At 72.0% G+C, this 22,165-nt stretch carries 20 protein-coding genes; 9 read left to right on the top strand and 11 right to left on the bottom strand.

Features of this window, described 5'->3' with window-relative positions:
* Positions 1-33 precede the first annotated feature (33 nt).
* Positions 34-1,227 (bottom strand): exo-beta-N-acetylmuramidase NamZ domain-containing protein, encoded by a 1,194-nt coding sequence (locus tag ACGFT2_RS07010; RefSeq protein WP_393274319.1) that lies wholly within the window; start codon positions 1,225-1,227, stop codon positions 34-36.
* Between the two features lie 283 nt (positions 1,228-1,510).
* Positions 1,511-2,128 (bottom strand): TOPRIM nucleotidyl transferase/hydrolase domain-containing protein, encoded by a 618-nt coding sequence (locus ACGFT2_RS07005; RefSeq protein ID WP_393274317.1) that lies wholly within the window; start codon positions 2,126-2,128, stop codon positions 1,511-1,513.
* 528 nt (positions 2,129-2,656) lie between these two features.
* On the opposite strand from ACGFT2_RS07005, the gene ACGFT2_RS07000 reads away from it, so the two are divergent.
* The gene (locus tag ACGFT2_RS07000; RefSeq protein ID WP_393274315.1) at positions 2,657-2,929 is read left to right on the top strand and encodes a hypothetical protein; all 273 of its coding nucleotides are present in this window, start codon (positions 2,657-2,659) and stop codon (positions 2,927-2,929) included.
* Positions 2,930-3,018: 89 nt separating this feature from the next.
* Here ACGFT2_RS07000 and ACGFT2_RS06995 read toward each other — a convergent pair whose 3' ends face one another.
* Both ACGFT2_RS06995 and ACGFT2_RS06990 read right to left on the bottom strand, forming a co-directional pair.
* The gene (locus ACGFT2_RS06995; protein WP_393274313.1) at positions 3,019-3,441 is read right to left on the bottom strand and encodes an ATP-binding protein; all 423 of its coding nucleotides are present in this window, start codon (positions 3,439-3,441) and stop codon (positions 3,019-3,021) included.
* 208 nt (positions 3,442-3,649) lie between these two features.
* A complete protein-coding gene (locus ACGFT2_RS06990) occupies positions 3,650-4,057 on the bottom strand; it encodes a DUF3052 domain-containing protein (RefSeq protein WP_393274311.1) in 408 nt (135 codons plus the stop codon).
* A 291-nt stretch (positions 4,058-4,348) separates the two neighbouring features.
* On the opposite strand from ACGFT2_RS06990, the gene ACGFT2_RS06985 reads away from it, so the two are divergent.
* The 3 genes from ACGFT2_RS06985 to ACGFT2_RS06975 all read left to right on the top strand — a co-directional run bounded on the left by ACGFT2_RS06985 (position 4,349) and on the right by ACGFT2_RS06975 (position 8,945).
* Positions 4,349-4,786, top strand: coding sequence for a VOC family protein (locus ACGFT2_RS06985; RefSeq protein ID WP_393274309.1), 438 nt, complete (start codon positions 4,349-4,351; stop codon positions 4,784-4,786).
* 406 nt (positions 4,787-5,192) lie between these two features.
* Entirely contained in the window at positions 5,193-7,964 is a 2,772-nt protein-coding gene (locus ACGFT2_RS06980) for a DUF4157 domain-containing protein (RefSeq protein WP_393274307.1), read from the top strand.
* A 258-nt stretch (positions 7,965-8,222) separates the two neighbouring features.
* Complete coding sequence (locus ACGFT2_RS06975; protein ID WP_393274305.1) at positions 8,223-8,945, top strand: VOC family protein; 723 nt, start codon at positions 8,223-8,225, stop codon at positions 8,943-8,945.
* Positions 8,946-9,024: 79 nt separating this feature from the next.
* Here ACGFT2_RS06975 and ACGFT2_RS06970 read toward each other — a convergent pair whose 3' ends face one another.
* Positions 9,025-9,897 carry an LLM class F420-dependent oxidoreductase gene (locus ACGFT2_RS06970; RefSeq protein WP_393274304.1) on the bottom strand — a complete coding sequence of 291 codons (873 nt, stop codon included), beginning with the start codon at positions 9,895-9,897 and terminating at the stop codon, positions 9,025-9,027.
* Between the two features lie 457 nt (positions 9,898-10,354).
* Positions 10,355-11,761, bottom strand: coding sequence for a glutamate decarboxylase (locus ACGFT2_RS06965; protein ID WP_393274303.1), 1,407 nt, complete (start codon positions 11,759-11,761; stop codon positions 10,355-10,357).
* Positions 11,762-12,200: 439 nt separating this feature from the next.
* Here ACGFT2_RS06965 and ACGFT2_RS06960 point away from each other — a divergent pair, with 439 nt between their 5' ends.
* Positions 12,201-12,845, top strand: coding sequence for a dihydrofolate reductase family protein (locus tag ACGFT2_RS06960; protein WP_393274301.1), 645 nt, complete (start codon positions 12,201-12,203; stop codon positions 12,843-12,845).
* 274 nt (positions 12,846-13,119) lie between these two features.
* Positions 13,120-13,434, top strand: coding sequence for a hypothetical protein (locus tag ACGFT2_RS06955; RefSeq protein WP_393274299.1), 315 nt, complete (start codon positions 13,120-13,122; stop codon positions 13,432-13,434).
* A 342-nt stretch (positions 13,435-13,776) separates the two neighbouring features.
* Here the strand turns inward: ACGFT2_RS06955 and ACGFT2_RS06950 are convergent, their stop codons facing one another.
* Positions 13,777-14,448 carry a DUF4097 family beta strand repeat-containing protein gene (locus ACGFT2_RS06950; RefSeq protein ID WP_393274297.1) on the bottom strand — a complete coding sequence of 224 codons (672 nt, stop codon included), beginning with the start codon at positions 14,446-14,448 and terminating at the stop codon, positions 13,777-13,779.
* A gap of 223 nt (positions 14,449-14,671) precedes the next feature.
* On the opposite strand from ACGFT2_RS06950, the gene ACGFT2_RS06945 reads away from it, so the two are divergent.
* A complete protein-coding gene (locus ACGFT2_RS06945) occupies positions 14,672-15,409 on the top strand; it encodes a helix-turn-helix domain-containing protein (RefSeq protein ID WP_393274929.1) in 738 nt (245 codons plus the stop codon).
* A gap of 38 nt (positions 15,410-15,447) precedes the next feature.
* On the opposite strand, the gene ACGFT2_RS06940 is transcribed toward ACGFT2_RS06945, so the two are convergent.
* The 4 genes from ACGFT2_RS06940 to ACGFT2_RS06925 all read right to left on the bottom strand — a co-directional run bounded on the left by ACGFT2_RS06940 (position 15,448) and on the right by ACGFT2_RS06925 (position 19,168).
* Positions 15,448-16,134: a class I SAM-dependent methyltransferase gene (locus ACGFT2_RS06940; protein ID WP_393274295.1), complete on the bottom strand. Its 687-nt coding sequence runs from the start codon at positions 16,132-16,134 to the stop codon at positions 15,448-15,450.
* Positions 16,131-16,634 (bottom strand): hypothetical protein, encoded by a 504-nt coding sequence (locus ACGFT2_RS06935; RefSeq protein WP_393274293.1) that lies wholly within the window; start codon positions 16,632-16,634, stop codon positions 16,131-16,133. Before ACGFT2_RS06935 ends, ACGFT2_RS06940 begins: the two co-directional genes overlap by 4 nt.
* Positions 16,635-16,638: 4 nt before the next feature.
* A complete protein-coding gene (locus ACGFT2_RS06930) occupies positions 16,639-18,075 on the bottom strand; it encodes a molybdopterin-dependent oxidoreductase (protein WP_393274291.1) in 1,437 nt (478 codons plus the stop codon).
* Between the two features lie 478 nt (positions 18,076-18,553).
* The gene (locus ACGFT2_RS06925; protein WP_393274289.1) at positions 18,554-19,168 is read right to left on the bottom strand and encodes a hypothetical protein; all 615 of its coding nucleotides are present in this window, start codon (positions 19,166-19,168) and stop codon (positions 18,554-18,556) included.
* A gap of 412 nt (positions 19,169-19,580) precedes the next feature.
* Here ACGFT2_RS06925 and ACGFT2_RS06920 point away from each other — a divergent pair, with 412 nt between their 5' ends.
* Complete coding sequence (locus ACGFT2_RS06920) at positions 19,581-21,344, top strand: pyridoxal phosphate-dependent aminotransferase (RefSeq protein ID WP_393274287.1); 1,764 nt, start codon at positions 19,581-19,583, stop codon at positions 21,342-21,344.
* The gene (locus ACGFT2_RS06915; RefSeq protein WP_393274285.1) at positions 21,341-22,144 is read left to right on the top strand and encodes a phosphatidate cytidylyltransferase; all 804 of its coding nucleotides are present in this window, start codon (positions 21,341-21,343) and stop codon (positions 22,142-22,144) included. Before ACGFT2_RS06920 ends, ACGFT2_RS06915 begins: the two co-directional genes overlap by 4 nt.
* Positions 22,145-22,165 lie beyond the last annotated feature (21 nt).

Genomic DNA, 22,165 nt, shown 5'->3' with positions numbered 1-22,165 from the left:
CGCCGGCTCCGGCCCGCCGCGGCGGGTGCGGCGTCACGGATAGAGCAGCACGTCGTCGCCGGCCCACCGGCCGGGCGGCGCCGGTGGATCGCACAGCGGCAGCGGATCGTCGCCCGCGTCGACGGCGTGCCGCAACCGGTCGGACCCCCACAGCAGATCGATGAAGTGACGGTGGCCGGTCCCTTCCGGGCCGTCCGTGGTGTGCCAGGCGAAGTCGTCCGGGTACAGCCGCCGCACAGTGGCGAGCATGGCGACGGCGGTGCGTACGGGGGCGAACGCCTCGCGGTCGGTGATGTGGAGCTGGACCCCGCGCAGCGGCCGGCCGGCGTGTCGGTGGAAGGTCGGTACGAAGCGCAGATCACGGAAGTGCACTCCCGGCAGGGCGAGTTCGGTGAGCGAGGGTGCGAAACGGGCGTCGATGTACGGGGCCCCGACGATCTCGAAGGGCTGCGTGGTGCCACGGCCCTCCGAGACGTTCGTCCCTTCGAAGAGACAGGTGCCGGGGTAGACGGTGGCCGTTGCGGGCGTCGGGATGTTGGGCGAGGGCGCGACCCACGGCAGTCCGGTGGCCGCCGCGTCCGTGTCCCGCCGCCAGCCGGTTGCCTCGACGACCGTCAGGTCCACGGCCGCGCCGGCCACTTGCGGCACCGAGGTGGCGTTGAGGTGGCGGGCCAGTTCGCCGCAGGTGAGGCCGTGGCGGACGGGTATCGGGGTGCGTCCGACGAAGCTGGCCCACGCCGATTCCAGCAGCGGCCCCTCGCTGACGAGCCCGCCGAGGGGATTGGGCCGGTCGGCGACCACGAACCGGACGCCCGTGCGGGCCGCCGACACCATCAGGTCGAACATGGTCCACACGTAGGTGTAGAACCTGGCACCGACGTCCTGCAGGTCGTACACCAGGGCGTCGACCCCGCTGTGGAGCAGCAGTTCGTCTAGGCGCGCGCCGCTGCGCCGGTAGGTGTCATGGACCGGCAGGCCGGTTGCGGGGTCCGATCGGGCGTCCTCGCTCTCGCCCGCCTGGCCCGTCCCGTGCAGCCCGTGCTCGGGACCGAACAGGGCGACCAGTCGCGCACCGGCCTCCAGCAGAGCGGGCGCGGCAGGGCGCAGGTCGGGGAGGACGCCGGTGTGGTTGGTCACCAGGCCGAGCCGGCCCGGCCCGGCGAGTCCGGGCGAGGCGTGCAGCCGTGCGATCCCGGGCGCCACCACGACGCGTCCGTCGCTGCTCATCCTTCGCCCCCGTCCGCCGGTGCCGCCTCGAAGCGACTCTCGGAACTCGCATATATGCCGAACATGGAAGTTAGCAGTGATTTATCACAGTTCGGACAGATGCTGGCCTCTGGAACCCACGCGGCGCCCGGCACACCCCACCGATGCGCTCACACCGCGGCCCGCAACGGCGCCACCCTGCGGCTGCCGCCGGCGGGCCTCCGCGATCTCCCTCGGACTGCCCCCGCAGCCGGCGCCCCGCGCGTGTCCCGGTACGGCCGCGGAGGCTCACGCCGCTGGGCGGTCAGACACTGGCGAGCAGGCCGTCGAGCGGGGCGGGTACGCGGTCGGGGCCGAGGGCGTCGACGAGGACGCGGCCGTAATGGATCTTGCGCCCTTTCTTCGTGCCGAGGAAGCGCCGCAACTGCTGCTGCGAGGGGCGACCCTGCTGCGCGGGCTGGCGCAGAAAGGTCCGCAGGGCGCGCAGGTCGCCCTCCGCCCCGATCAGCTCCGCCACCCGTGCCACGCCGAGCGCGCGGATGAGTTCGTCCTCCAGATCCGCGGCGCACACGAAGAACGCCTGCTGTGCCGCACCGGCCCGCTCCAGTCCGCGGGCGTAGAAGCGGCGCTCCGCCTCGTCGCACAGTCCCGTGAGGCGCAGGCCCAGCCCCGAGGGTCCGAGGAGGCGGGCGAAGCGTCCCACGTTCATCGCGCCGCCCATCGACAGGACGCAGACGCCTTCGGCCTCCAGATTCCGGCCGCGGCTCGCGGCCAGCGCGCCGACGGCCGCGGCATCGCTCGGTCCTTCCAGCAGGACCGCCGCCCGTACGGGCAGTCCCGCCGCCAGTTCGCGCGCCGCGTCGCCGGGGCCCCCGGCCGCCCATGCGGCGACCGCCTCCCGGAAGCTCCTCATGTCGGCCATGAGGCGAGTCTCCGCTCTATCCGGCCGCCACGGTAGGCATTTTCCCCAAGGACGAGTACGAGCCAGACCATGCCGAGGCTGGTCATCGCGAGGCCGACGCGTCCGAGTGAGGCCGGCAGGAACAAGGCCGCGGCACCCAGGGTACGCAGCAGGGCGGCCACACCGGCACCCTCGCCGCGGCCGGCCTGGCCGGCGGCGGACGCGCGGTGGCCGACGCGCTCGTGGCGCCACAACTGGCCCGGCTCGTCGACCGGTCGGGCAGACCCGGGTCCTGCCCCCGACACTTCTCGCCCACGCCCATGCCCAGGCCCACGACCTCGCCGTGACCGTCCTCGTGTCCCTGGTCGCCGCCGATGCCTCCGACGCCCTCCTGGCCCTGAACCGTCCCGACCCGGGCGCTCTCCTGGCTCGGCTCCGCCGGTGCGGCGGGCTCGGCAGCCGCGGCGACGGCCTCCGGCTGAGCGATCGACTCGTACGCCGTAGGCCGGGCGGACCCACACTGTCAGTGCCGGCTGCGAGGCTGGACGGATGGACAAGGACGATGAGCAGCTGCTGCGCGGCCGGGTCTACGGCCGCGACCACGACAACCCCGGGCCTCGGCCGGGCGCGCGCTACGTCGAACTGGTCGGCGGCCCCCTGGACGGCCTGCTGTTCGACGTCACCGGCTGGACCCGGGACGCGATCGACACCGGCGTGGTCCTCCCCACCGAGCTGGGGCGCTTCGGCGCCGGCGGCCGGGCGATGTACGACCCGCGCCCCGGTGACCCGCGCCGCTTCGACTGGGCCGGCGACCTGCCGTGAGAGCGGTCGGTGCGGGCGGCCGCGGCGGCCGGGCACGCGACCGGCCGGTACGCGCCGCGGGGGACGCCGAGCCGGCCCGCCTGCCCGGGCTAGGCGACGGTGGAGGGCGGGGGTGGCTGGAAGCAGGCGGTGACGTCCTTGCCGTAGGGGCAGCGGTAGACCTGCCAGTCGTCGGCGAGGGCGTTGATCAGGAGCAGACCGCGTCCCCCCAGTGCCTCGTCACTCGGGTGCCGCTGCTCGGGCAGCTGCGGCGACGCGTCGTGCACGGTCACGTGCAGGCAGTCCTGGTCCCAGGTGAGGATCAGCTGGGCCGCGCTGTGGGCGTGGACGTGGGCGTTGGTGACGAGTTCGGACACGGTCACGAGGACGGCGTCCACCAGATCCGGCGCCGTCCGTGACCAGCCGAGCGACGCAAGATGGTCCCGCGTCCAGTCCCGGGCGACCTTCACCCCGCTGCTCACGGGCAGCGAGCGCGCCCATCCCACAGCCCTCAGCGAGGAACTATCGTCCACTGTCTCCTCCTTCAGCGCGCAACGGCCGGTACGTGTCCCGTCTGCCCGAAAAGTGCGGACCCAAGTGAAGGGACGGACCTGTGCATCATCGCGACGCCTCTGTGGCCCGGTGCTGAGCCCCACGCCCGCACCATCCCTGCGCGGGTGCCCGGTCGAGCCGCCCCTGAACCTCGCGCATCCGCCGGACAGACCGAAGCCGCCGTCTCCCTCAGGGCCTGCCCGGGGGAGATCCGAGCCGGGTGCCGGTCCAGTGCGGTACGGCCATCCTGCCCACGCCCGTCAGGCCGGCGAGGAAGGCGGCTTCGCCGATCTCGCGCGGTTCGACGTAGCCGTAGCGCCCCTGGCTGGGAGTGAACAGCCAGACGCGTCCGGTTGCCCCGACGGCGCTGGAGGTGTCCACGAGGGCGTCGGTCAGCTCCCCGTCCTCCTCGCGCCACCACAACAGCACCGCGTCCACGGGCACGTCGGCCTCCTCACCGAGAAGCTCTTCACCCGTCAGCCCCTGGACGGCCGCACGCAACGCCTGATCGCAGTCCTCGCCGTAGCCGACTTCCCGTACCGTCTGGCCGGTGGCGAATCCAAGCCACTCGGCCAGCTCCCTCTCCGCCGTCGTCATCCGCCGCCCGCCCTTCCCACCACCGCGCCCGTACCGTCGGGACGTCGTGACGTTCAACGGGTGCCACACCCGAACGTCACGCGGCGCCCTGCGCAGGCTCGAACGGAAACGCGGCGCACAACCAGGCGGAACCTGCCGTAACAGGCATTGCGGGCCTCCGGCATCCCGGGCCTCCGCCCCGCCGGCGAGCGCCGATCCGGGCATCCGCCCCGCCGACGGGCGAGCGCCGCCTCCCGGGACGTAGGTCCAAAGGCCGATCCGGCCCCGGCAGGGGAGTGGCAAGATCGTCCCATGGCACACTCCTGGCCCAGCCACCTGGACGTCGGGGCGGTCCGCTTCACCCGGCCGACCGCGAACTACGACGACGTCCTGGTCTTCTACCGCGATCACCTCGGCCTGCCGGTACTCGCCCAATGGCGTGGCCACCACGGCTACGACGGCGTCGTGATCGGCCTGCCGGGTACTCCCGTGCACATGGAGCTCCTGCAGCACGGCCGGCCCGCCCGCATCCCGGAGCCGCACCCGGAGAACCAGCTGGTGCTCTACCTCCGCGGCCCCGAAGCCGTGACCGCGGCCGCCCGACGGCTCGCGGAAGAAGGGCACAGCCCGGTCCCCGCCGCGAACCCCTACTGGCCGGAACACGGTGCCCTGCTCTTCGAGGACCCGGACGGCTGGCTGGTCGTACTGGCGCCCTGGGTCTTCGGCGATGAACCCCCACCGACCGGCTGAGGCCCGTCCCCGGATCGAGGCTGTGGAACGGGACGCCGGACCTTGCCCTGTTCGGCACGATCCCCACGGCCTCGAGGCCGTCTTCGTCCCGGAACCGCTCGGCACCTGAGCGGCGAGAAGCGGGGAAGACCAGCGGTGCCGCACGGCGAGCCGGGGCACATCGGCGGGGCGGGCCCGCAGGGGCGAGCCGGGGCACATCGGCAGGCCCGCACTCCGCACGGCGAGCCGGGGCAGGCCGGTGCGGTGTGGCGAGGCAGGCCCGTTTCCCTTTCAGGCAGCAGACCGGCCTTCGACGGGGCGCGCACCGCCCTGGCCGGGGCGCCGCGAACCTGGGACCGTGACGTGACCGCCTTGGCTACCGTCCGCTCCGGACGGCGTGACGCCATCGAATCGGGGAGGCCGTCCCTTGCGTGAATCCGCCGCCGACCGAGCCCGGCCGCAGGGCCGGACCGCCGCCTCGGAACCGGTACGACGCCGGACGGCGGAGTCCGCCGGACCGGTGCCCGGGGCGCCGGCCGGCCCGGTACAGGCGGCGGCACTCCAGCGCTCGGTCGGTAACGCCGCGGTGTCCCGGATGGTCCAGCGGGCACGGCAGGAGAGCGAGCAGGAGCACGAGCACGGGCCCGGCTGTGGGCACGGCGCCGCACCGGTACAGCGCTCCTCACTGGTCCACGAGGTGCTGCGCAGGCCGGGCAAGCCGCTGGACGGCGGGGTGCGGACGGAGATGGAGGCCCGGTTCGGCGGTGCCGACTTCTCCGGGGTGCGTCTGCACACCGGGCGGCTCGCGCGCAACTCCGCCGCCGAGGTGGGCGCCCGCGCGTTCACCTCCGGCCCGCATGTGGTCGTCGGCTCGGGCGGCGGGGACAAGCACACGCTGGCCCACGAGTTGGGGCACTACCTGCAGCAGGCGCAGGGCCCGGTCGGCGGCACGGTCGACCACCGGGGGCTCGCCGTCTCCGATCCGGGCGACCGCTGGGAAGTGGCGGCGGAGAAGCAGGCCCGCCGGGTGATGAGCGGGCCGGTTCCGGTGCTGCGGGCGGCGGAGCCCGGTTCCGCACGCCCGGCCACCACTGCGTCGCCCACCGGATCCGGGGCGGCGCCGGTGCAGCGGGTGCGCACCGACGACGAGGCCGACGACGACTACATGGGCGACGACGAATCCGACATCGCCGAGGTCATGGAGGACGACGAGGTCTTCCAGCAACTCGTCCAGGACGTACGGGCCTGCACCTGCGAGCCGACCCTGCAGCAGGAGGGCCGCTCCACGCGGGAGGCGGTGGTGCGGTTCCCCCGCAACCAGGGCGGGGAGCGAGCCGAACAGACCCTCCGGCACATCTCCATCCGGCTCTTCAACTGCATCCGCTATCTGCACGACGTCGCGCAGCAGAACGCCCAGGGCGGCGCGTCCGCCGTCGACGGGGACGGCGACACCGTCATGGCGGGAGCCTCGTCCTCGTCCGCCCAGACCTCCCAGACCGCCCAGAAGAAGACGGGGACGAAGAGGAAGACGGCGCCCAAGAAGGCGACGGCTCCGCGCGAGTCCGAGGTCCAGGGCATGCTGATCAACGGACGGCTGGTGTTCGCCACCAACCGGAACCGCTCGATCACCCTGCTGATGGAGTATCTCCAGGCCCAGTCCGCCGACCAGGCCGAGGACGCGCCGCCCCTCGACCTCTCCCACCTGATGAACCGGGAACAGCCGGACCGGGCGATGCGCACGGGACGGCCGACCAGGGAAGCGGACGACGTCGTCGCCGTCAACCGGCGCGCCCGGCTGAAGATCCAGCAGGTCTACCGGGGCCAGCGGGCCAGCGAGACCGCGGAGGCGATGCAGCGCAGGGGGCCCGTCGTCCAGATGGAGGCGCAACCGACGAACCCCCAGATGATCGCCCGGCTGCGTGAACTGCTCACCTCGGACGACCACAAGGGCGTGGTGATTTTGCTCAAGCACTCCACCGGGCCGCGGGAGAACACCGACGGCAAGAAGCCGATGCACGCGGAGCAGAAGCTCATGCTCATGCTGGAGACGGCCGGGCTCTCGGAGGAGGAGCGGGGCGAACGGATCATCGTCCGTGGCGTGAAGCGGCCATGCAAGGCCTGCTGGGCGATGCTGGAGCACTACCGGCAGCGCGGCTTCCGGCTGAGCTTCAACCAGAACTTCGGCGCCTTCTTCCAGGAGTCCGCCGCCACCATCCTGCAGCACCTGTCCCATGTGGCCCAGCCTCCCGGGGGCCAGGGGGGCGGCAACTGGATGTCCGGGCAGATCGTCACCAAGGCCCAGGACGGCACCCGCATCTCCGCCTACTCGGGAGAACGCGCCCCCGACGACGCGGAGACGGGCACGCCGGGCGGACGGCAGACGCGCGTCACGGCCAGGCAGCGGACGGCCGACGGCAAGGTCACCCACAGCCATGCCGCGCACGGCACGGGCGGCCATGAGACCGTCTCCGACTCCGACGTCGTCGAGGAGAGCGACGGCTCGCTGACCAGCACGTTCGCCAAGCTCGACCTGAGCGGTATCCGAGGGAGGGTGAGCGCCGGTTCCGAGTCGGAGGCCGCCCGGAGGGGCGCCAAACGAGCCCGCAAGGGGAATGTCAAGGACGACCCCGAGGCGTTGACACTGCTCGACAACGCCATGGGACCGGAGTTCAAGAAGATCCTGGAGCAGCGCAAGAAGGCCGAGGACGGCGGGAAGGGCAACGCCGCGCTGAACTACCCCCCCGCCCTGCTGGAAGCGATCAACGCGCTGGTCAACGAGCGCGACATCTCGATGAACAGCATCGCCGACCACCTCGGAGTCTCCCCGAACCGCCTCAAGGAGACGGTCGAGCGCCGGACGAACACCCACAAGAAGCGCCGGGGTGAGGACAGCGAGGGGACGACGTCCTCGGCTGCGCCCAAGAAGAGCGGCAAGGGCTCCACCCGGACGCTCGGCCGGAGGCTGGACGACGCCGGCAGGGAATTGCTGCGCAACGCCATGACCCCGGACTTCCAGACGTGGTGGCTGGCCCGGGAGGCGGGGGCGGAGACCGGCGACACACCGGCCTTCGGAGCGGCGATGGAGGCCGTTCTGCGCACCATGGCGGACGACTACAACGCCACGTCCATCGGCAACTACCTGCACATCGCCCCGCGCAGCATGCGCCGTCGCATGGAGAAGTTCAAGGAGGACGACTGACGGGTCCGGCCCCGGCCCACCAACGCCGTCGTGGCGAACGCGGGTTACGGACTGTAAGAGTTCGCCCCGGCCGACGACACCACCGCCGACTTCGGGGGCGGACACGCCGTGTCGGATCCGGCAGGGGCGAAAACCGGGCTGCGGGCGACCCCCACTCCGCCCTAGGCTTCACTTTCAGGGTGGACAGGCCCTGCGGACAGGCCCTTTGGACAGGTCCTGTCGGCAGCGGACGGTCAGCTGATCGGAGATGCGCGGGAAATGACATGTCGACTTATCGCGATCCGCTTCGCTGCGAGCCGACCGCTGCCGCTGGCGGAGTTCTGGTCCGGCGTGCTGGGCTGGGAGACGGCCGACGATCCACGCGACGGCGTCGCCGTCCTGCCCGGTGACGACACCGGGTTCCGGATCGGTTTCGTGCCGAGCCGGGAGCGGAAGGCCGGGCAGAACCGGATGCACTTCGATCTGACGAGTACGTCCCTGGAGGACCAGCAGCGGACGGTGGCCAGGGCTCTGGAACTCGGCGCACGGCACATCGACGTCGGCCAGAGCCCGCAGGACGCTCATGTGGTGCTCGCCGACCCCGAGGGCAACGAGTTCTGTGTCATCGAGCCGGGCAACGGCTTCCTCGCCGACTGCGGATTCATAGGCGCGCTGTCCTGCGACGGCTCACAGGAGGTCGGCTACTTCTGGAGCGAGGCGCTGGGCTGGCCGCTGGTCTGGGATCAGGACCAGGAGACGGCGATCCGTTCCCCGCACGGCGGTCCGAAGATCACGTGGGGTGGTCCACCGCTGATGCCGAGGACAGGCGGGAACCGGCTGCATTTCGACATCGCTCCGCCCGCCCATGGTGATCTGCGGGCAGAGGTCGGCCATCTGCTCTCCCTCGGCGCCGTCCGTGTCGAATCCGGCACGAGCGAGGACGACCGCGTGGCGATGGCCGATCCCGACGGCAACGAATTCTGCGTGCTGACACCTCGATAGGCCTGCGGGCTAGGCACCTTCCGCTCGGGCGGCGGTGTCACCGACGGCTGCCGGACCGCCGGCGGACGGCTCGCGGCCTTCAGGAGCGAGGGGACTTCAGCCATCGGCGGGCGAGGTCGGCGACCCAGGCGCCGGCCTCGTCCGGTGTGGCGGGTGGTGCACCGACGACGACGAGTTCGGTGACACCGGCCTCGGCCAGTTCGGGCAGCAGCTCCGGCACGGCGTCGGTCAGTGCCACGGCCACGGTGAGGTCCGCCATCGTGCGGTTCCGTTGCGCGCAGTGCCCGGCCAGGGCGGAGACACGCTCCAGGGCCTGCGCGGCGGTGAGGTTGAATCCGTACCAGCCGTCGGCGATCGTCGCGGCCCGGCGCAGCGCCGTGTCGCCGTTGCCGCCCATCACGACGTGGATCCGGCGGTCGCGCACCGGCTTGGGGTTGACCCGCACGTCACGGAAGTGCGTGAAGTCTCCCTCGAAGCTGGCCACGTCCTCCCGCCACAGTGTGCGCATCGCGGTGATGTACTCCTCGGTCCGCCGCCCGCGCCCGGTGAACGGGACGCCGAGCGCGGCGAATTCGTCGGCGGACCAGCCGATGCCGACTCCCAGCGTGAACCGGCCGGCCGAGAGGGCGTCCAGGGTCGCCGCCTGCTTGGCCACCACCACCGGATTGTGCTCGGCGAGCAGCAGTACCCCGGTGGCGAGCCCGATGTCCTCCGTCACGGCCGCCGCGAAACCCAGGGCGATCAACGGGTCGAGCCAGTCGGCATCGGCGGGGACGGCGATCCGGCCGTCGTCGGAGTACGGGTAGTGCGAGACCGGGGCGTCGACCATCACGACGTGCTCGCCCGCCCAGAGGCGGCCGAAACCGTGCGCCTCGGCCGCCTGCGCCACCGCGCGGACGATCTCCGGGCGAGCGCCGTCCCCGATGCCCAGGGCGTGCAGACCCACCTGCATGCGGTGCCTCCTTGAACCCGCGCGGTGCCGCGCCGGACACCCGCGGGGCGTGCGGGCCGGCGGGGACCGAAACCGAGAGGGCCGAGCGTAACGGCGCCGCCCGGGGTCGTCCGCGCGACGTGCCGGGCAGACCGCGCAGCGGCTCGGGCCGCGGCCCGGAAGATCCGCCGACGAGGTCACCGGTGGCCGTTCGTCGAGCTCCCCTCGCCTCACGCGGGGGAGGAGTCCGGTGAGAATCCGGCGCTGACCCTCCCACGGCCCGTTGCGCGGCGTCTCCGCCGTCAAGCGCCGGCGCCGTCAAGCGCCGGCGGAACGTCGTCCTCGGCTGCGCCGACCTGGTCGAGTGCCCCGCAACCCGTCGGCGATCGCCAGGCTCGGTGCCTGCTGCGGACGGTACCGGGCGACCGGTGAGCCGCCTGTGCCCCTCGGCCGCCGGGCCCCATGTGCCGACCGAGGGTCAGGCGGCGGCGAAGGGCTCGCTGCGTGCCGAAGGCGCCGACCGGGCGGTGTGGAGCTGCCTGGTCACCTCGGTCAGGTCGGTGACGAACATGCCCGCGAGTTCGGCGGTGAAGCCGGTGCGTACCACCAGGCGCAGGACGGCGACGTCCTGACAGGGAGCGGGGAAGGCGTAGGCGGGCAGATGCCAGCCGCGGGCGCGCATGGCCGCCGAGACGTCGTACACGGTCAGGCCCTGGGTGCCGGGCGCCAGCCGGAAGGCGAAGGCCGGGAGTTCGGAGCCGTCCGTGACCAGCTCGTAGGGCGGAATGCTCCGGCTCCGCGACGCGAGCGCACGAGCCGTCGTACGGTTCTGGGCCGCCAGACTCCGCAGCCCCTCGAAGCCGTACCGCAGGAAGCTGTAGTACTGCGCCACGACGTGTGCGCCCGGACGGGAGAAGTTGAGGGTGAAGCTGGGTGACCGGCCGCCGAGGTAGTCGACCTCGAAGACCAGGTCGTCGGGGAGGGCTTCGGCGTTGCGCCACAGCGCCCAGCCCAGGCCGGGGAAGACATGGCCGTACTTGTGTCCCGAGGTGTTGATGGACGCGACCCGCTCGAGCTGGAAGTCCCACATCAGACCCGGGTCGAGGAACGGGGCCACCATGGCGCCGGACGCGCCGTCGACATGCACGGGGATGTCGGTACCGGTGGCCGCCTGGTATCCGTCCAGAGCCATGCAGATGTCCGCGACGGGCTCGTAGGAGCCGTCGAACGTGGACCCCAGGACGGCCACGACGCCGATGGTGTCGTCGTCGCAGTAGGCGGTCAGGGTGTCGGGTGTGAGGTGGTAGCGGCCCGGTTCCATCGGCACGTAACGCGGCTCCACCTCGAAGTAGTTGGCGAACTTCTTCCAGCACACCTGGACGTTCGCGCCCATGACGAGATTGGGGCGCCCGGTGTCCTTGCCCTGGGCGCGCCGGCGCTCCTGCCAGCGGCGCTTGAGTGCCAGGCCACCGAGCATGGCGGCCTCGCTGGAGCCGGTGGTCGAGCAGCCGCGGACCTGCTCCGGGTGCGGCGCGTGCCAGAGCCGGGCGAGCATCCGTACACACCGTTCCTCCATCGCGGTGATCTGCGGATACTCCGCGCGGTCGGCGAGGTTCTTCTCCGCGGTCTCCGCCATCAGCTGCCTGGCCTGCGGTTCCATCCACGTCGTCACGAAGGTGGCGAGGTTGAGCCGTGCGTTGCCGTCGAGCATCAGCTCGTCGCGCACCCGGCGGCAGACCAGGTCGGGCGGTGACGCCGATTCGGGCAGTTCGTCGACCGGCATGAGAAGGTCGTCGGCAGGCGGCCGGCCGACGGCCATGGCCGGGGGAATGGGCAGGGTGTCGAACATGCTCTCGGGCGCGACGTCGGTATGCGGGATGGCCATGAGTGCGTGGATGCCTTTCTGGTCCGTGGGGCCCCGTGCAATCCGACGCTAGATCTCTCCGCGGTCCGACATGTGTGCCGATTACACCGATCCAGTGATCGATTTGCGCACTGATGAACTCGATTTTCCCTTCTACATACTGGCGGCGGCTTCCGGCCGGAGAACAGAGCCTTGCCCCGGGTAGCGGCGGGGGCGGCCGGCCTGCGGGCTCCCGTGCGGCAGGGGTACCGACGGCGCCGGCGGCCGGGGCGACGACCTGGGCCACGTGCCACCGGCCGCACTGCCGGGACGCCCCTTGCCCGGCGCGGCCACCGGAGGCGACGAGGCATCGTGGTGTCGGCGATTACTTCCGCCGGCTCTGAGAGTCTCAGTACCGAATCTCGGTACCGAGTCTCGAGACCGATTCTCGGTACCCTTGTCGACAGCACAGGAGGAACACGTGGCGCAGCTGCTGAGAGTGCAGAACTTCAACATCTCGAGTGACGGGATCGGCGCCGGCGAGGACCAGAGCCTGGAGAGGCCGTTCGGCCACGTCGATCCCGCGAGGCTGTTCGCCTGGGCCGGGGCCACGGCAAGCTGGCCGATGCGCACGGACCCCGGCGGCAGCCGGGGCCTCGACGACTACCTCACGCGGGACTACGCCCGCGACATCGGTGCCGAGATCATGGGCCGTAACAAGTTCGGGCCGCAGCGCGGGCCCTGGAACGACCACGAGTGGCGCGGCTGGTGGGGCGACGAACCCCCGTTCCACACGCCTGTTTTCGTCATGACCCACCACAAGCGTCCTTCGTTCACCCTCTCCGACACCACGTTCCACTTCGTCGACGGCGACCCGGCCACGATCCTGGAGCAGGCGAAAGAGGCGGCGCAGGGCAAGGACGTCCGACTCGGCGGGGGTGTCACCACGATCCGGCAGTTCCTCGACGCCGACCTCGTCGACACCCTGCACGTGGCGGTCTCCCCGATGAAGCTCGAAACCGGCCTACGGCTCTGGGACTCACCCGACGAGCTGCTCGACAGGTTCCATCTGGACGTCGTGCCCAGCCCGAGCGGCGTGACACACCACCTCTTCTGGCGAAGGTGACACCAGGTCGTGATCCCGTGTGTTCACGGGTCTCACCTCCGTGATCCCGTGAGTTCACGGGTCTCACCTCCTCGGGCGGAGGCGGACACCCGCGCAGTCTCTGCGGTTCACCGCCGAGTCGTCGTCGAACGGCATGTTCGAGCGCGACTTCACCGGCACCTCGGCGCGGCGATCACCCCGGCGGCCTGACGTGCGAGAGGCGGGGTTGACCTCAAGTCCGGTTGAGTTTCTAGGCTTGGGTGCGCCGATGCAGACGTGACGGAGGGGAACGGCCATGAGGACGCTGGTGCTGGGAAGGACGCCCGCCAGGGTGACGGAGGTGCTGGCCACGCTGCGTGCGGACGGCTTCGACGCCGAAGGAGTGACCACGGACGAGGAGGCCCGGAGGCTGCTGGAGACCGGGGAGTTCGGGGTGCTGATCATCGGCGGCGGTGTGGAGCCGCACTCTCGCGCGGCGATCAAGGAGCTGGCGGCCAGGCACCGGGTGGGGCGCGTGATCGACGGCGCGCTGACGGAGCCGTTCGACGCCTACGTGCGCCGCGGGTTCGAGCCGCTGATCCAGGAGGCGGCCTCGGACGCGAAGGGGTGACGTCCGGGCAGGCGCCCGTCGTTCCGTGCATACGAAGCACCCGAACGGGGTGGCGTGCGTCGACAGCCCGTCGACGTACGCCACCCTTGGTGGGACGAGTCGCGGGGCGGTGACCGGTGTCGTGGTGACGGGAATCGGGCCGCGACGAACCTCGGGTGGAAGCTCGCCGCGGTGATCGGCGGCCGGGCGCCACGAACGCTGCCCCGGCCGGCTGCCCGTCCCGCCCGGAACCGGCGGCGGTCCTCGTCCGTCCGGACGGCTTCACGGCGTAGGACTTGCGCAGCCCGCCCGTCGCGACCGCCAGGCGGACAAGAGGGGTGCTCCTCTCCACGGGCCGCGGGTCTACAGGCTGCGGGCGGTGATGTCGCCGTACGCGGTGGTCGCCTTGATGGTCAGGCCGGCGGCGGCGCCGTCGGTGTTCTCGAGCGTGTTGTGGATCCGGCCGAAGGTGGTGCCGGCGTCCAGTGAGGCGGAGACCCCGCGGCCGGCGCCGACCGAGATCTCGCCGTGCCCGGTGAGCAGAGTGACCGTTCCGCGCACGGCTTCGGTGATCCGGATGTCACCCTTCTGGGTGCTGATCTCCGCGGAGCCGCCGAGACGGCCGACGGAGACGTCACCGGCGGCGAGGGTGAGCCGGGCGTTCGCGGTCTCGTCGAGCTTGACCGTGGCCTGCGCGCCCTCGAAGGAGACGTCGCCGAGGCGTCCGACGCCCCGGAGTTCGGCGAGGGCCGCCTTCGCGTCGACGCGTGAGCCGGCGGGCAGCTGGACCGTCACCTCGATGGATCCGGAAGCGCCGAGGACCCGGTTCTTCGCCGCCGGGGTCTCGATCCGCAGGACGCCGTCGCCGTAGGCGACCTCGGTCTGCTCCGCGGCCTTCACGTCCCGGCTCCTGGAGGCGTCCGCGGGCAGGATCTCGACCGTGGTGTCGGCCCGGCCGGCGGCGATGAACCGGATGCGTCCCGCGGGGATGTCGAGGACGGCCGAGACCGGGGCGGGGGTGTCGAACTCATGCATCGTGCACTCCTTGGTTCCGTTGTTTCCGTTGATGGAAACGCTACGTTGCATTCACGGAACTGGCAACGAGTTCGTTGCACGCGATAGCCATAACTCCAGCTAGAAGACGGTTATTTGTTGCAATGGAGATGACGGCTAATGCAACGGACCGCATTCCGTTCGTTGCAATGACTTGAAGGCGAACGCTACGCTGGAGACACCACGGAGCATGAAGGAGACCGCGATGCCGGGAGGCAGGCTCACGCAGCAGGAACGTCAGCGGATCGCCCTGGGACTGGCCGACGGCCTCGCCTACGCGGAGATCGCCAGACGGCTCGACCGTCCGACGTCGACGATCACGCGCGAGGTGATGCGCAACGGCGGGCCCACCGCCTACCGCGCCGACCTGGCCCACCGCGCCACCGAACGCCGCGCCCACCGGCGCGGCAAGGCCGCGCCCCGGGGAGCGGAGGCGCTCCCGCAGGCCCACGGACGCGACGTCGAGGCCCTGCGCGCGTACGAGGAGGCCTTCGCCACCGTCCTCATGCAATCGGGCCTGCCCAACAGGATGATGTCCCGGGTGCTGGTCTGCCTCTACACCACCGACACCGGCAGTCTCACCGCGGCCGAACTCGTCCAGCGCCTCCAGGTCAGCCCCGCATCCGTCTCCAAGGCGATCGCGTTCCTCGAGAGCCAGGGCCTCGTCCGCCGGGAGCGCGGCGAAGGCCGGCGCGAGTGCTACGTCGTCGACGACGACGTCTGGTACCAGGCGACCCTGGCCAGCGCACGGTCCAGCGCCCAGCTCGTCGAGACCGCGCGGCAGGGCGTCGGCATCCTCGGCCCCGAGACCCCGGCCGCCGCCCGCCTCGAGAACATCGCCCGCTTCCTCGACTTCATCACCGAGAGCATCACCCGCGCCGCGGAGCAGGCCCGCGAGGTCCTCTACACGAAACCCGATACCACGTCGGACGGCCCGGCCTGAGCACCGATCAGACGGCGGCTCCTCCCGGCCCCGGCGGTCTAGAGCCGGTGACGCACCTGACCGGACGGTTCCTGAAGCGCGAGGGTGGCGAAGGAGCGGTGCCCGCTCGTCCACTGGTCCGTGACGCCGAGGGCGAGGTCACCGGCGACTTCCCGGAGCGCTCGCCGTCCCAGCCGCGCCCAGGGGAAGGCCGGCCCGCTGCGACCCCGGTGGTCCTCCAGCCGGGCGGTGCAGAGTTCTTCGACGTCGAGGGGATCGACCTCGACCACGAGGTGCCCGTTGGGTGCGAGGAGTCCGCGGCAGCGGCGCAGAAGACTGCGCGGATCGCCGCCGATGCCGATGTTGCCGTCGATGAGCAGAAGCGTCTGCCAGCCTCTCTCGGCCGGAAGGCGGTCGAAGACCGAGCGGCAGACCGCGAGCCCGCCCAGGGCCGTGGTCAGGGTGACCGCGTGCGGTGCGATGTCGACCCCGAGGGCGAAGACCCCCCGGCTCAGGAGTTCCCGGCACAACCGGCCCGGCCCGCAGCCGACGTCGAGGACGGGACCGACACAGCGTTCCAGCACGGTCCGGTCGGCCGCCGTGGGCCGTTCATGCCAGCGGTGCACGGGCATCGGGATCCGGCGTCCGTCGACCAGGCGCAGGTACACCGGCCCACTGCCGGGCCGCAGGGCCAGCGCGTAGGGATCGTCGTCGGCGTCGGACAGCTCGTCCTCGTCGGTCGTCACGGTGTGGTACCACCTTCCGTGGCGGGCCGGCTCCCGGCGGGCGGACCCGCCCGCCGCAGGCGGCGAAGCCTCAGGGCGAGGGCCACCGCGGAGCCGGCGAAGAGTACGCCGGTGATCGCCAGCCACCGGCCGAGATAGACGTCGTAGGACAGAGCGGTGTCCCCGGGGTAGGGAGCCGCCAGACGGAAGACGAGGGGAAACCACACCAGCAGGAGAACCCCGGACAGGAAGGCGGGGACCCGCAGATGGTTGATCCAGGGCGCGGTCGGTCGTCCGGCCGCGCGATGGCGCAGTACGGAGAGGGCCGACAGGTCGGCCAGCGAGTACAGGGGCAGCAGGAGCAGGTCGTGGAGGATTGCGGCGCCGGCGAACCAGATCGCGACTTCCAGCGGCCGGCCGGTGAACAGGCGCACCATCGCGTAACCGGTGAGGGCGAAGGAGGCGATCAGGACCAGAAGATGCAGAGGTCCGGAGCCGTACCAGCGGATGAATCGTGCCATGAGGTCACGCCCTGAAGGTGAGCCGGTGCACCCACTTGGTGTTGTTCACGCCGGGGTTGGCCGGGACGATGATGCGGGCCGGATAGCCGTGGTCGAGCGAGAGGGCCGCGCCGTTGACGCGGAGTGCGAGCAGAGCCCGGGGGTCGCGGATCTGGTTGCCGCGCAGCATCACTCTGGTGAAGGGGCCGGGAGGCTGGATCGACTCGACCAGGACGCTGCCGGCGTCGGGCAGTCCGGCCAGCCCGGCGAGGTCGGCCAGCCGCAGACCGCTCCAGTGCTGGTCGTCGGTGGACCACCCCTCCACGCAGGCGATCGGGAGCGCGGCGGCATGCTGGGGCATCGCCAGAAGCTGTTCGCGGGTGAACACTCGAGGCGCTCCGTCCCCGTGCACCTCCAGCCGCCAGGTGGGTCCGGCCAGCTCGGGGGTGACGCCGACCTTCGCCGCCGTCTTGTTGATCTGGAAGGCGTTCGGACCGCTGCCCGGATCGCGGTCGTGGGGCGCGAGGAGCGCGGTTCCGCGCAGCCGGCCGCCGATGCTCTGCCCGGCGGTCACGACGAGGAGCAGCAGTGAACCCGCGCCCACCATGCCCACCGCGCCGCGGCGGCTCATCGTCGGCGCGGCGGGAGCCGCGGCCACCAGGCCGTCGGGGTCCGGCGGCTCGGGCCGGGTGTGGGCGAGGTCGGTGCGCAGTTCGGCGGCCAGGCCGCGGGAGCGCAGGGCCCGAGTCATCCGGCGGAGCCTGAGGGACACGTGGACGGCGAACGCGCCGATGAACACCCAGGCGCCGTAGAAGTGCAGGCGGTAGAACGAGCCGGGGAAGACGTAGTAGAGCTGGATGTTGAGGATGCCCGTGGCGAACTCGAAGATGACCCCGCCGACGAGCAGCAGCAAGGAAAGCCGCTCCAGCGCGTGCGCGGCCGAGCGGACCGGCAGCCACTCGAACAGCTTCGGGATCACCGACCACAGCTTGGCCAGCAGTACGGGAACCAGGACCACCCCCAGCGTCACATGCACGCCCTGGAGCAGCCGGTAGAGCCAGTACGGGTGGGTGGGCCAGCTGAAGAGGTAGAAGCCCAGCACGCCCTTGTCGGGAGTCTCGTCGTTGAGGGGGCCCAGGCCCGGGTTGTAGGCGGCGTAGGACAGCAGCCCCGTGACGAACAGCACCGGAATGCCGGCGAGCAGCACCAGGCCGAACACCGACGTCAGCCAGGGCCCGCGGATCGGGCTGCGCCAGAATCCGGGGCGGAACGGGCCCGGAGGCGGGGGCAGCCGCCCGATGCGCCGCGCCGCCGCACGGGCCCGGCCCTCGCCCGCCGCCACAACGGCGGCCACGGAGCCGCGCATGCGCCGCACGCGCTCCAGCACCGGCCTCCTGTCCGGTCTGTGGCGCCCCGGCCCACCGGACGGGGCGGACCCCGGCGGCTGTCCGCCATGTGCCATCAGGGGCCTCCTCCAGTCCTCGAACCGCGCCCACGGGACACGTACAAGCTGACACAGCTCAGGTGCGTAGTCCGGGGCTGAGGTGCGAGAGGAGCCAGTCACCAGCCGAACGGTCGAATCGCGGGTTCGTCGACTGCCTCCCGAGTAGCAGGCGTGGAAGGAGGAGAAGGCGACGCAGTGCAGGTGAAGGGCGTCGGGCACCGTGAGCCCGCCGCTGAGGCCGAGGACCGAACCGGAGACACGGGAAGTGGTCGCGCAAGGCCGCGACCGTGCGCATCACGAGCACCTCCGGGCCTCCCACCGGTAAAGCGGCGTGTCCGGGCTGGGCACTCGGAGCGGGTTTTCGAGCGCGCGTTCGCCTGCCTGCACCGGTCCCGCCGCCTGCGGATCCGCTGGGAGGATCCGCAGGCGGCGGCCATGGAGCGTTGCCTGCCCGGCCGAGAGAGCGGACCGGGGGCGCCGCCACACGTTCCGGAAGTCAGTGGCCGGCCGGCGGCTCGAAGCAACCCGTCTCCGGGTAGGGGCCGTTCGTCGAAACCTGGTAGTTGGTCCTCTGCACGAACGCGGTGACGCAGGCGTCGTCGTGGACGCGCAGACCCACCAGCGCGCCCTCGGGCCTGACTTCCCGGCCGTTCTCGAAACGCGAGTCCATCGACCGGACCTGCAGCGTCCCGCCGAGCCGGGTGCCCTTGGCGTCGAAGCGCTCTTCCCGGTAACCGAGTCCGAGCATCGCGGCGCGGACCGACTTGGGGTCCCACGTCCTGTGCTGCCAGAGCCGCTTGAGCGCCGGCTCGATACGGTCGGCCTCCCGCCGGGCGTCCGTGGCACTCGCGGCGGACATGTCGCCCGAGATCCGGAAGCCGTTGTTCTCGCGGTAGTGCGGGGCGCCGTCACCGGCCCCCGGCTCGACGTAGGGAGACGCCGGAGAGGGGCTCGGGGTGGCTCGGGCACCACTGCTCGCGGCCCCGCCGGCCCGGCTGGTTCCGCCGGTCCCCCCGGTTCCCCCGGTCTCGCGGGTCCCGTCCGTCCGCGCATGCTCCGTGCCGCAGGCACCGAGCGACAACGCCGTGAGGACGATCAGAGCCACAATCATGGCACCGCTGCCGCGCCGGGCGGACCCGCGCCGCCCGGAGCGTCGTCCCGGCCCGCGTCGTCCGGGCCCGGGCTGTCCGAACCCAGGCCGTGGGTAACCCTGTTGCCCGGCCGCCCCGCATCCACCCGTTCCCATGCTTCCCTCCCGCGCATCCCGCCCGCACCCCTGCGTCCCGCCCCGCCGATTCGAGGCCGAACCCGGGGTGGGAGCCGGTTCGCCGACGATGCCGCCGACCCCGGGCCGGATCGTACCCGGCGGCTCTGATCCACGAGCCCGGGGGCGGGACCGGCGCCGCCCCGGCAGACCTCGGACCCTGCGTCAGCGGGCCGAGCTGAGTACGCGTACTCATGCGTGACGTGTCCGCAATCACCAGGCTGGGTCGCACACCCTGTTTTGCGTCAGGAAGGCACCCATGGCCCAGGCGATGCAGTTGCGTGCTGCCACACCACAGGACCTCGACTGGATCCACGACCTGCGTCATCGGGTCTACGCCGAGGAGCTGGGCCAGCATGCGGTCGATCCGTCAGGGCGCCTGGTCGACGGGCTGGACGGCGACAACGTCTACCTGGTCGCGGCGCGCGGGCCGCACCGGATCGGCTTCGTCAGTCTCACGCCCCCGTGGGTGGGCCGCTACGGGCTGGACAAGTACGTGACCCGCGACGCGCTGCCCCTGCTGGACGAGGACGCCCCGTTCGAGGTCCGCATCCTCACCCTGGAGCCGCGCTGGCGGTCCACCGCCGCGGCGGCGTCGCTCATGTACGCCGCCCTGCGCTGGGTGGAGTCCCGGGGCGGCCGTCACGTGGTGGCGATGGGGCGCGCGGACCTGCTCGGCATGTACCTCGCCACAGGCCTGCGCCCGGTCGGCCACACCATCGACTGCGGGGCCGTCACGTTCGAGGTCCTCACCGGCTCCGTGCCCGAACTGACGAAGACCGTGCTGGATCGGTATTCCGGTGCGGTCGAACGGCTGCGGACCGGAGTGGACTGGCAGCTGGACATGGACTTCGTCTCCCCCTCCGACGGCTGCGAACACGGCGGTGCCTCGTTCACCGCCATCGGCACGGACTTCCGCAGTCTGCACCGGCGCCATCAGGTGGTCGTGGCCGACGTGCTGGACGCCTGGTTCCCACCCGCCCGCGAGGTGACGGCCGTACTCACCGAGGATCCGGCCTGGGTGGCCCGCACCTCACCGCCCGCCGCCGCACAGGGCCTGAGCGCCGAGATCGCCAGGACACGTGCTCTCCCGAGGGAGTCGCTGGTCGTCGGAGCCGGATCGTCCGACCTGATCTTCCGGGCGTTCGGCCAGTGGCTGACCGCGCAGAGCCGAGTGCTGCTGCTCGACCCCGGCTACGGCGAGTACGCCCACGTCACCGAGCGGGTGATCGGCTGCCAGGTGGACCGGCTGCGGCTGCAGCGCGAAGACGGCTGGGTGGTCGACCCGGCCCGGCTGGCCGCCGCGACGCGGACCGGCCGGTACGACCTCGTGGTGGTGGTCAACCCGAACAACCCGACCGGTCGTCACACACCCGCCGCACAGCTGCGCGCCGTGATCGAAGCCTCGCCCGCGCGGACCCGGTGGTGGATCGACGAGGCCTACCTGGGCTACGTCGACCCGGCCGACTCCCTGGCCGGCCTCGCCGCGGCCGACTCGCGAGTCACCGTATGCACGTCACTGTCCAAGATGTACGCCCTGTCCGGCGTCCGGGCGGCGTACCTGGTGGCCGATCCGGAAACGGCGGGGCGGCTGCGCCGCTGGACACCTCCCTGGCCGCTCGGCCTGCCGGCCCAGCTGGCCGCCGTCGCGGCTCTGCGCGCCCCCGCGTACTACGCCGACCGCTGGAACCGCACCCACACACTGCGTCGCCGACTGGCCACCGGCCTGGCAGAGCTGACGGACTTCTCGGCGGTGGAGGAGTCGGTGGCGAACTTCCTCACCGTCACCCTGCGGCCCGGCGGACCGAGCGCCGCCCAACTCGTGCGCGAGTGCCGCCGTCGCGATGTCTACCTGCGTGATCTCTCGCCTCTCTCCCCGCAGTTCGAGGGACGCACCGTCCGTGTCGCCGTGCGCGACACGGACGAGAACGCGCGCATCGTGGCGGCGTGCCGCAGCGCGCTCGACGCGCTGCGGCCGCAATCCGCGCCGGCGGCGGGGCGGCGCGAGCGGGTCGTTCGTTGAGCACAGTGGCGGGTCTGGTGCCCTACCTCGGGGGAGCGCTGGTGGCGGGAGGCGTCGCGGCGGTCGCGTCCAGGCGGCGGGAACTCGTGATCCGCTGGTGTGTCTGGGCACTCGGCGTGCCCTTGATCACCGGCGCGTTCTGGCTCGGCGCTCCGGGCATCGCCGTCCTCGCCGCGCTGGCCGGGATCATCGGGGCGATGGAGTTCGGTGGGCTGCTGCGGCTGGGCCGGACCGACCGGGCGGTGCTGGCCGCGGCCCTTGTCGCTCTCGTGCTGACCGCCTGGCTGGCGGCCGGGCAGCTGCCCAGGGTCGCGGCGATCGGCGCCCTCGCGGTGGCGGCGGTGCCACTGCTCGCGGGCGACGCCGAGAACGGCCTCAGGCGTCTCGGTTCCGGCCTGCTCGGGCTGACCTGGCTGGGAGTACTGGCTGCCCTGGTGCCCCTCGGAGCAGTCGGGCTCGTACTGTTCGTCGCCGTCTCGATCGCCGACATCGTGGCGTACTTCGCCGGCCGGCATCTGGGCGGCCCGCGGTTGTCGCCCCTGTCACCGGCCAAGCGTTGGAGCGGGACCCTCGCGGGGGCCGCGGCCGGCCTTGGCGCACTCGCCGTCCTCTCGGCACTGCACTGGACGACCGCGATCGCGGTGGCAGCCGGCGGTCCACTGGGAGACCTGCTCGAATCCATGATCAAGAGGGGGGCCCGGGCCAAGGACGCCGGTCGGTGGCTGGCGGGCTCCGGCGGTCTGCTGGACCGGATCGACTCCCTGCTGATTGCCCTGGCCCTGCTGCTCGTACTGCGCTGACCCACGGCCGGGAGATCGAGC

Source organism: Streptomyces sp. NPDC048514, from assembly GCF_043199955.1.
In the GTDB taxonomy this organism is placed as follows: Bacteria; Actinomycetota; Actinomycetes; order Streptomycetales; family Streptomycetaceae; genus Streptomyces.
The sequence above is the reverse complement of the archived record's forward strand: the minus strand, read 5'-3'. Positions and strand labels throughout refer to the sequence as shown.

Coding starts and splice junctions, on each gene's coding strand:
- ACGFT2_RS07010 (WP_393274319.1), bottom strand. CDS start 1,227: ATGAGCAGCGACGGACGCGTCGTGGTGGCGCCCGGGATCGCACGGCTG.
- ACGFT2_RS07005 (WP_393274317.1), bottom strand. CDS start 2,128: ATGGCCGACATGAGGAGCTTCCGGGAGGCGGTCGCCGCATGGGCGGCC.
- ACGFT2_RS07000 (WP_393274315.1), top strand. CDS start 2,657: ATGGACAAGGACGATGAGCAGCTGCTGCGCGGCCGGGTCTACGGCCGC.
- ACGFT2_RS06990 (WP_393274311.1), bottom strand. CDS start 4,057: ATGACGACGGCGGAGAGGGAGCTGGCCGAGTGGCTTGGATTCGCCACC.
- ACGFT2_RS06985 (WP_393274309.1), top strand. CDS start 4,349: ATGGCACACTCCTGGCCCAGCCACCTGGACGTCGGGGCGGTCCGCTTC.
- ACGFT2_RS06975 (WP_393274305.1), top strand. CDS start 8,223: ATGACATGTCGACTTATCGCGATCCGCTTCGCTGCGAGCCGACCGCTG.
- ACGFT2_RS06970 (WP_393274304.1), bottom strand. CDS start 9,897: ATGCAGGTGGGTCTGCACGCCCTGGGCATCGGGGACGGCGCTCGCCCG.
- ACGFT2_RS06965 (WP_393274303.1), bottom strand. CDS start 11,761: ATGGCCATCCCGCATACCGACGTCGCGCCCGAGAGCATGTTCGACACC.
- ACGFT2_RS06955 (WP_393274299.1), top strand. CDS start 13,120: ATGAGGACGCTGGTGCTGGGAAGGACGCCCGCCAGGGTGACGGAGGTG.
- ACGFT2_RS06950 (WP_393274297.1), bottom strand. CDS start 14,448: ATGCATGAGTTCGACACCCCCGCCCCGGTCTCGGCCGTCCTCGACATC.
- ACGFT2_RS06945 (WP_393274929.1), top strand. CDS start 14,672: ATGCCGGGAGGCAGGCTCACGCAGCAGGAACGTCAGCGGATCGCCCTG.
- ACGFT2_RS06935 (WP_393274293.1), bottom strand. CDS start 16,634: ATGGCACGATTCATCCGCTGGTACGGCTCCGGACCTCTGCATCTTCTG.
- ACGFT2_RS06930 (WP_393274291.1), bottom strand. CDS start 18,075: ATGGCACATGGCGGACAGCCGCCGGGGTCCGCCCCGTCCGGTGGGCCG.
- ACGFT2_RS06925 (WP_393274289.1), bottom strand. CDS start 19,168: ATGATTGTGGCTCTGATCGTCCTCACGGCGTTGTCGCTCGGTGCCTGC.
- ACGFT2_RS06920 (WP_393274287.1), top strand. CDS start 19,581: ATGGCCCAGGCGATGCAGTTGCGTGCTGCCACACCACAGGACCTCGAC.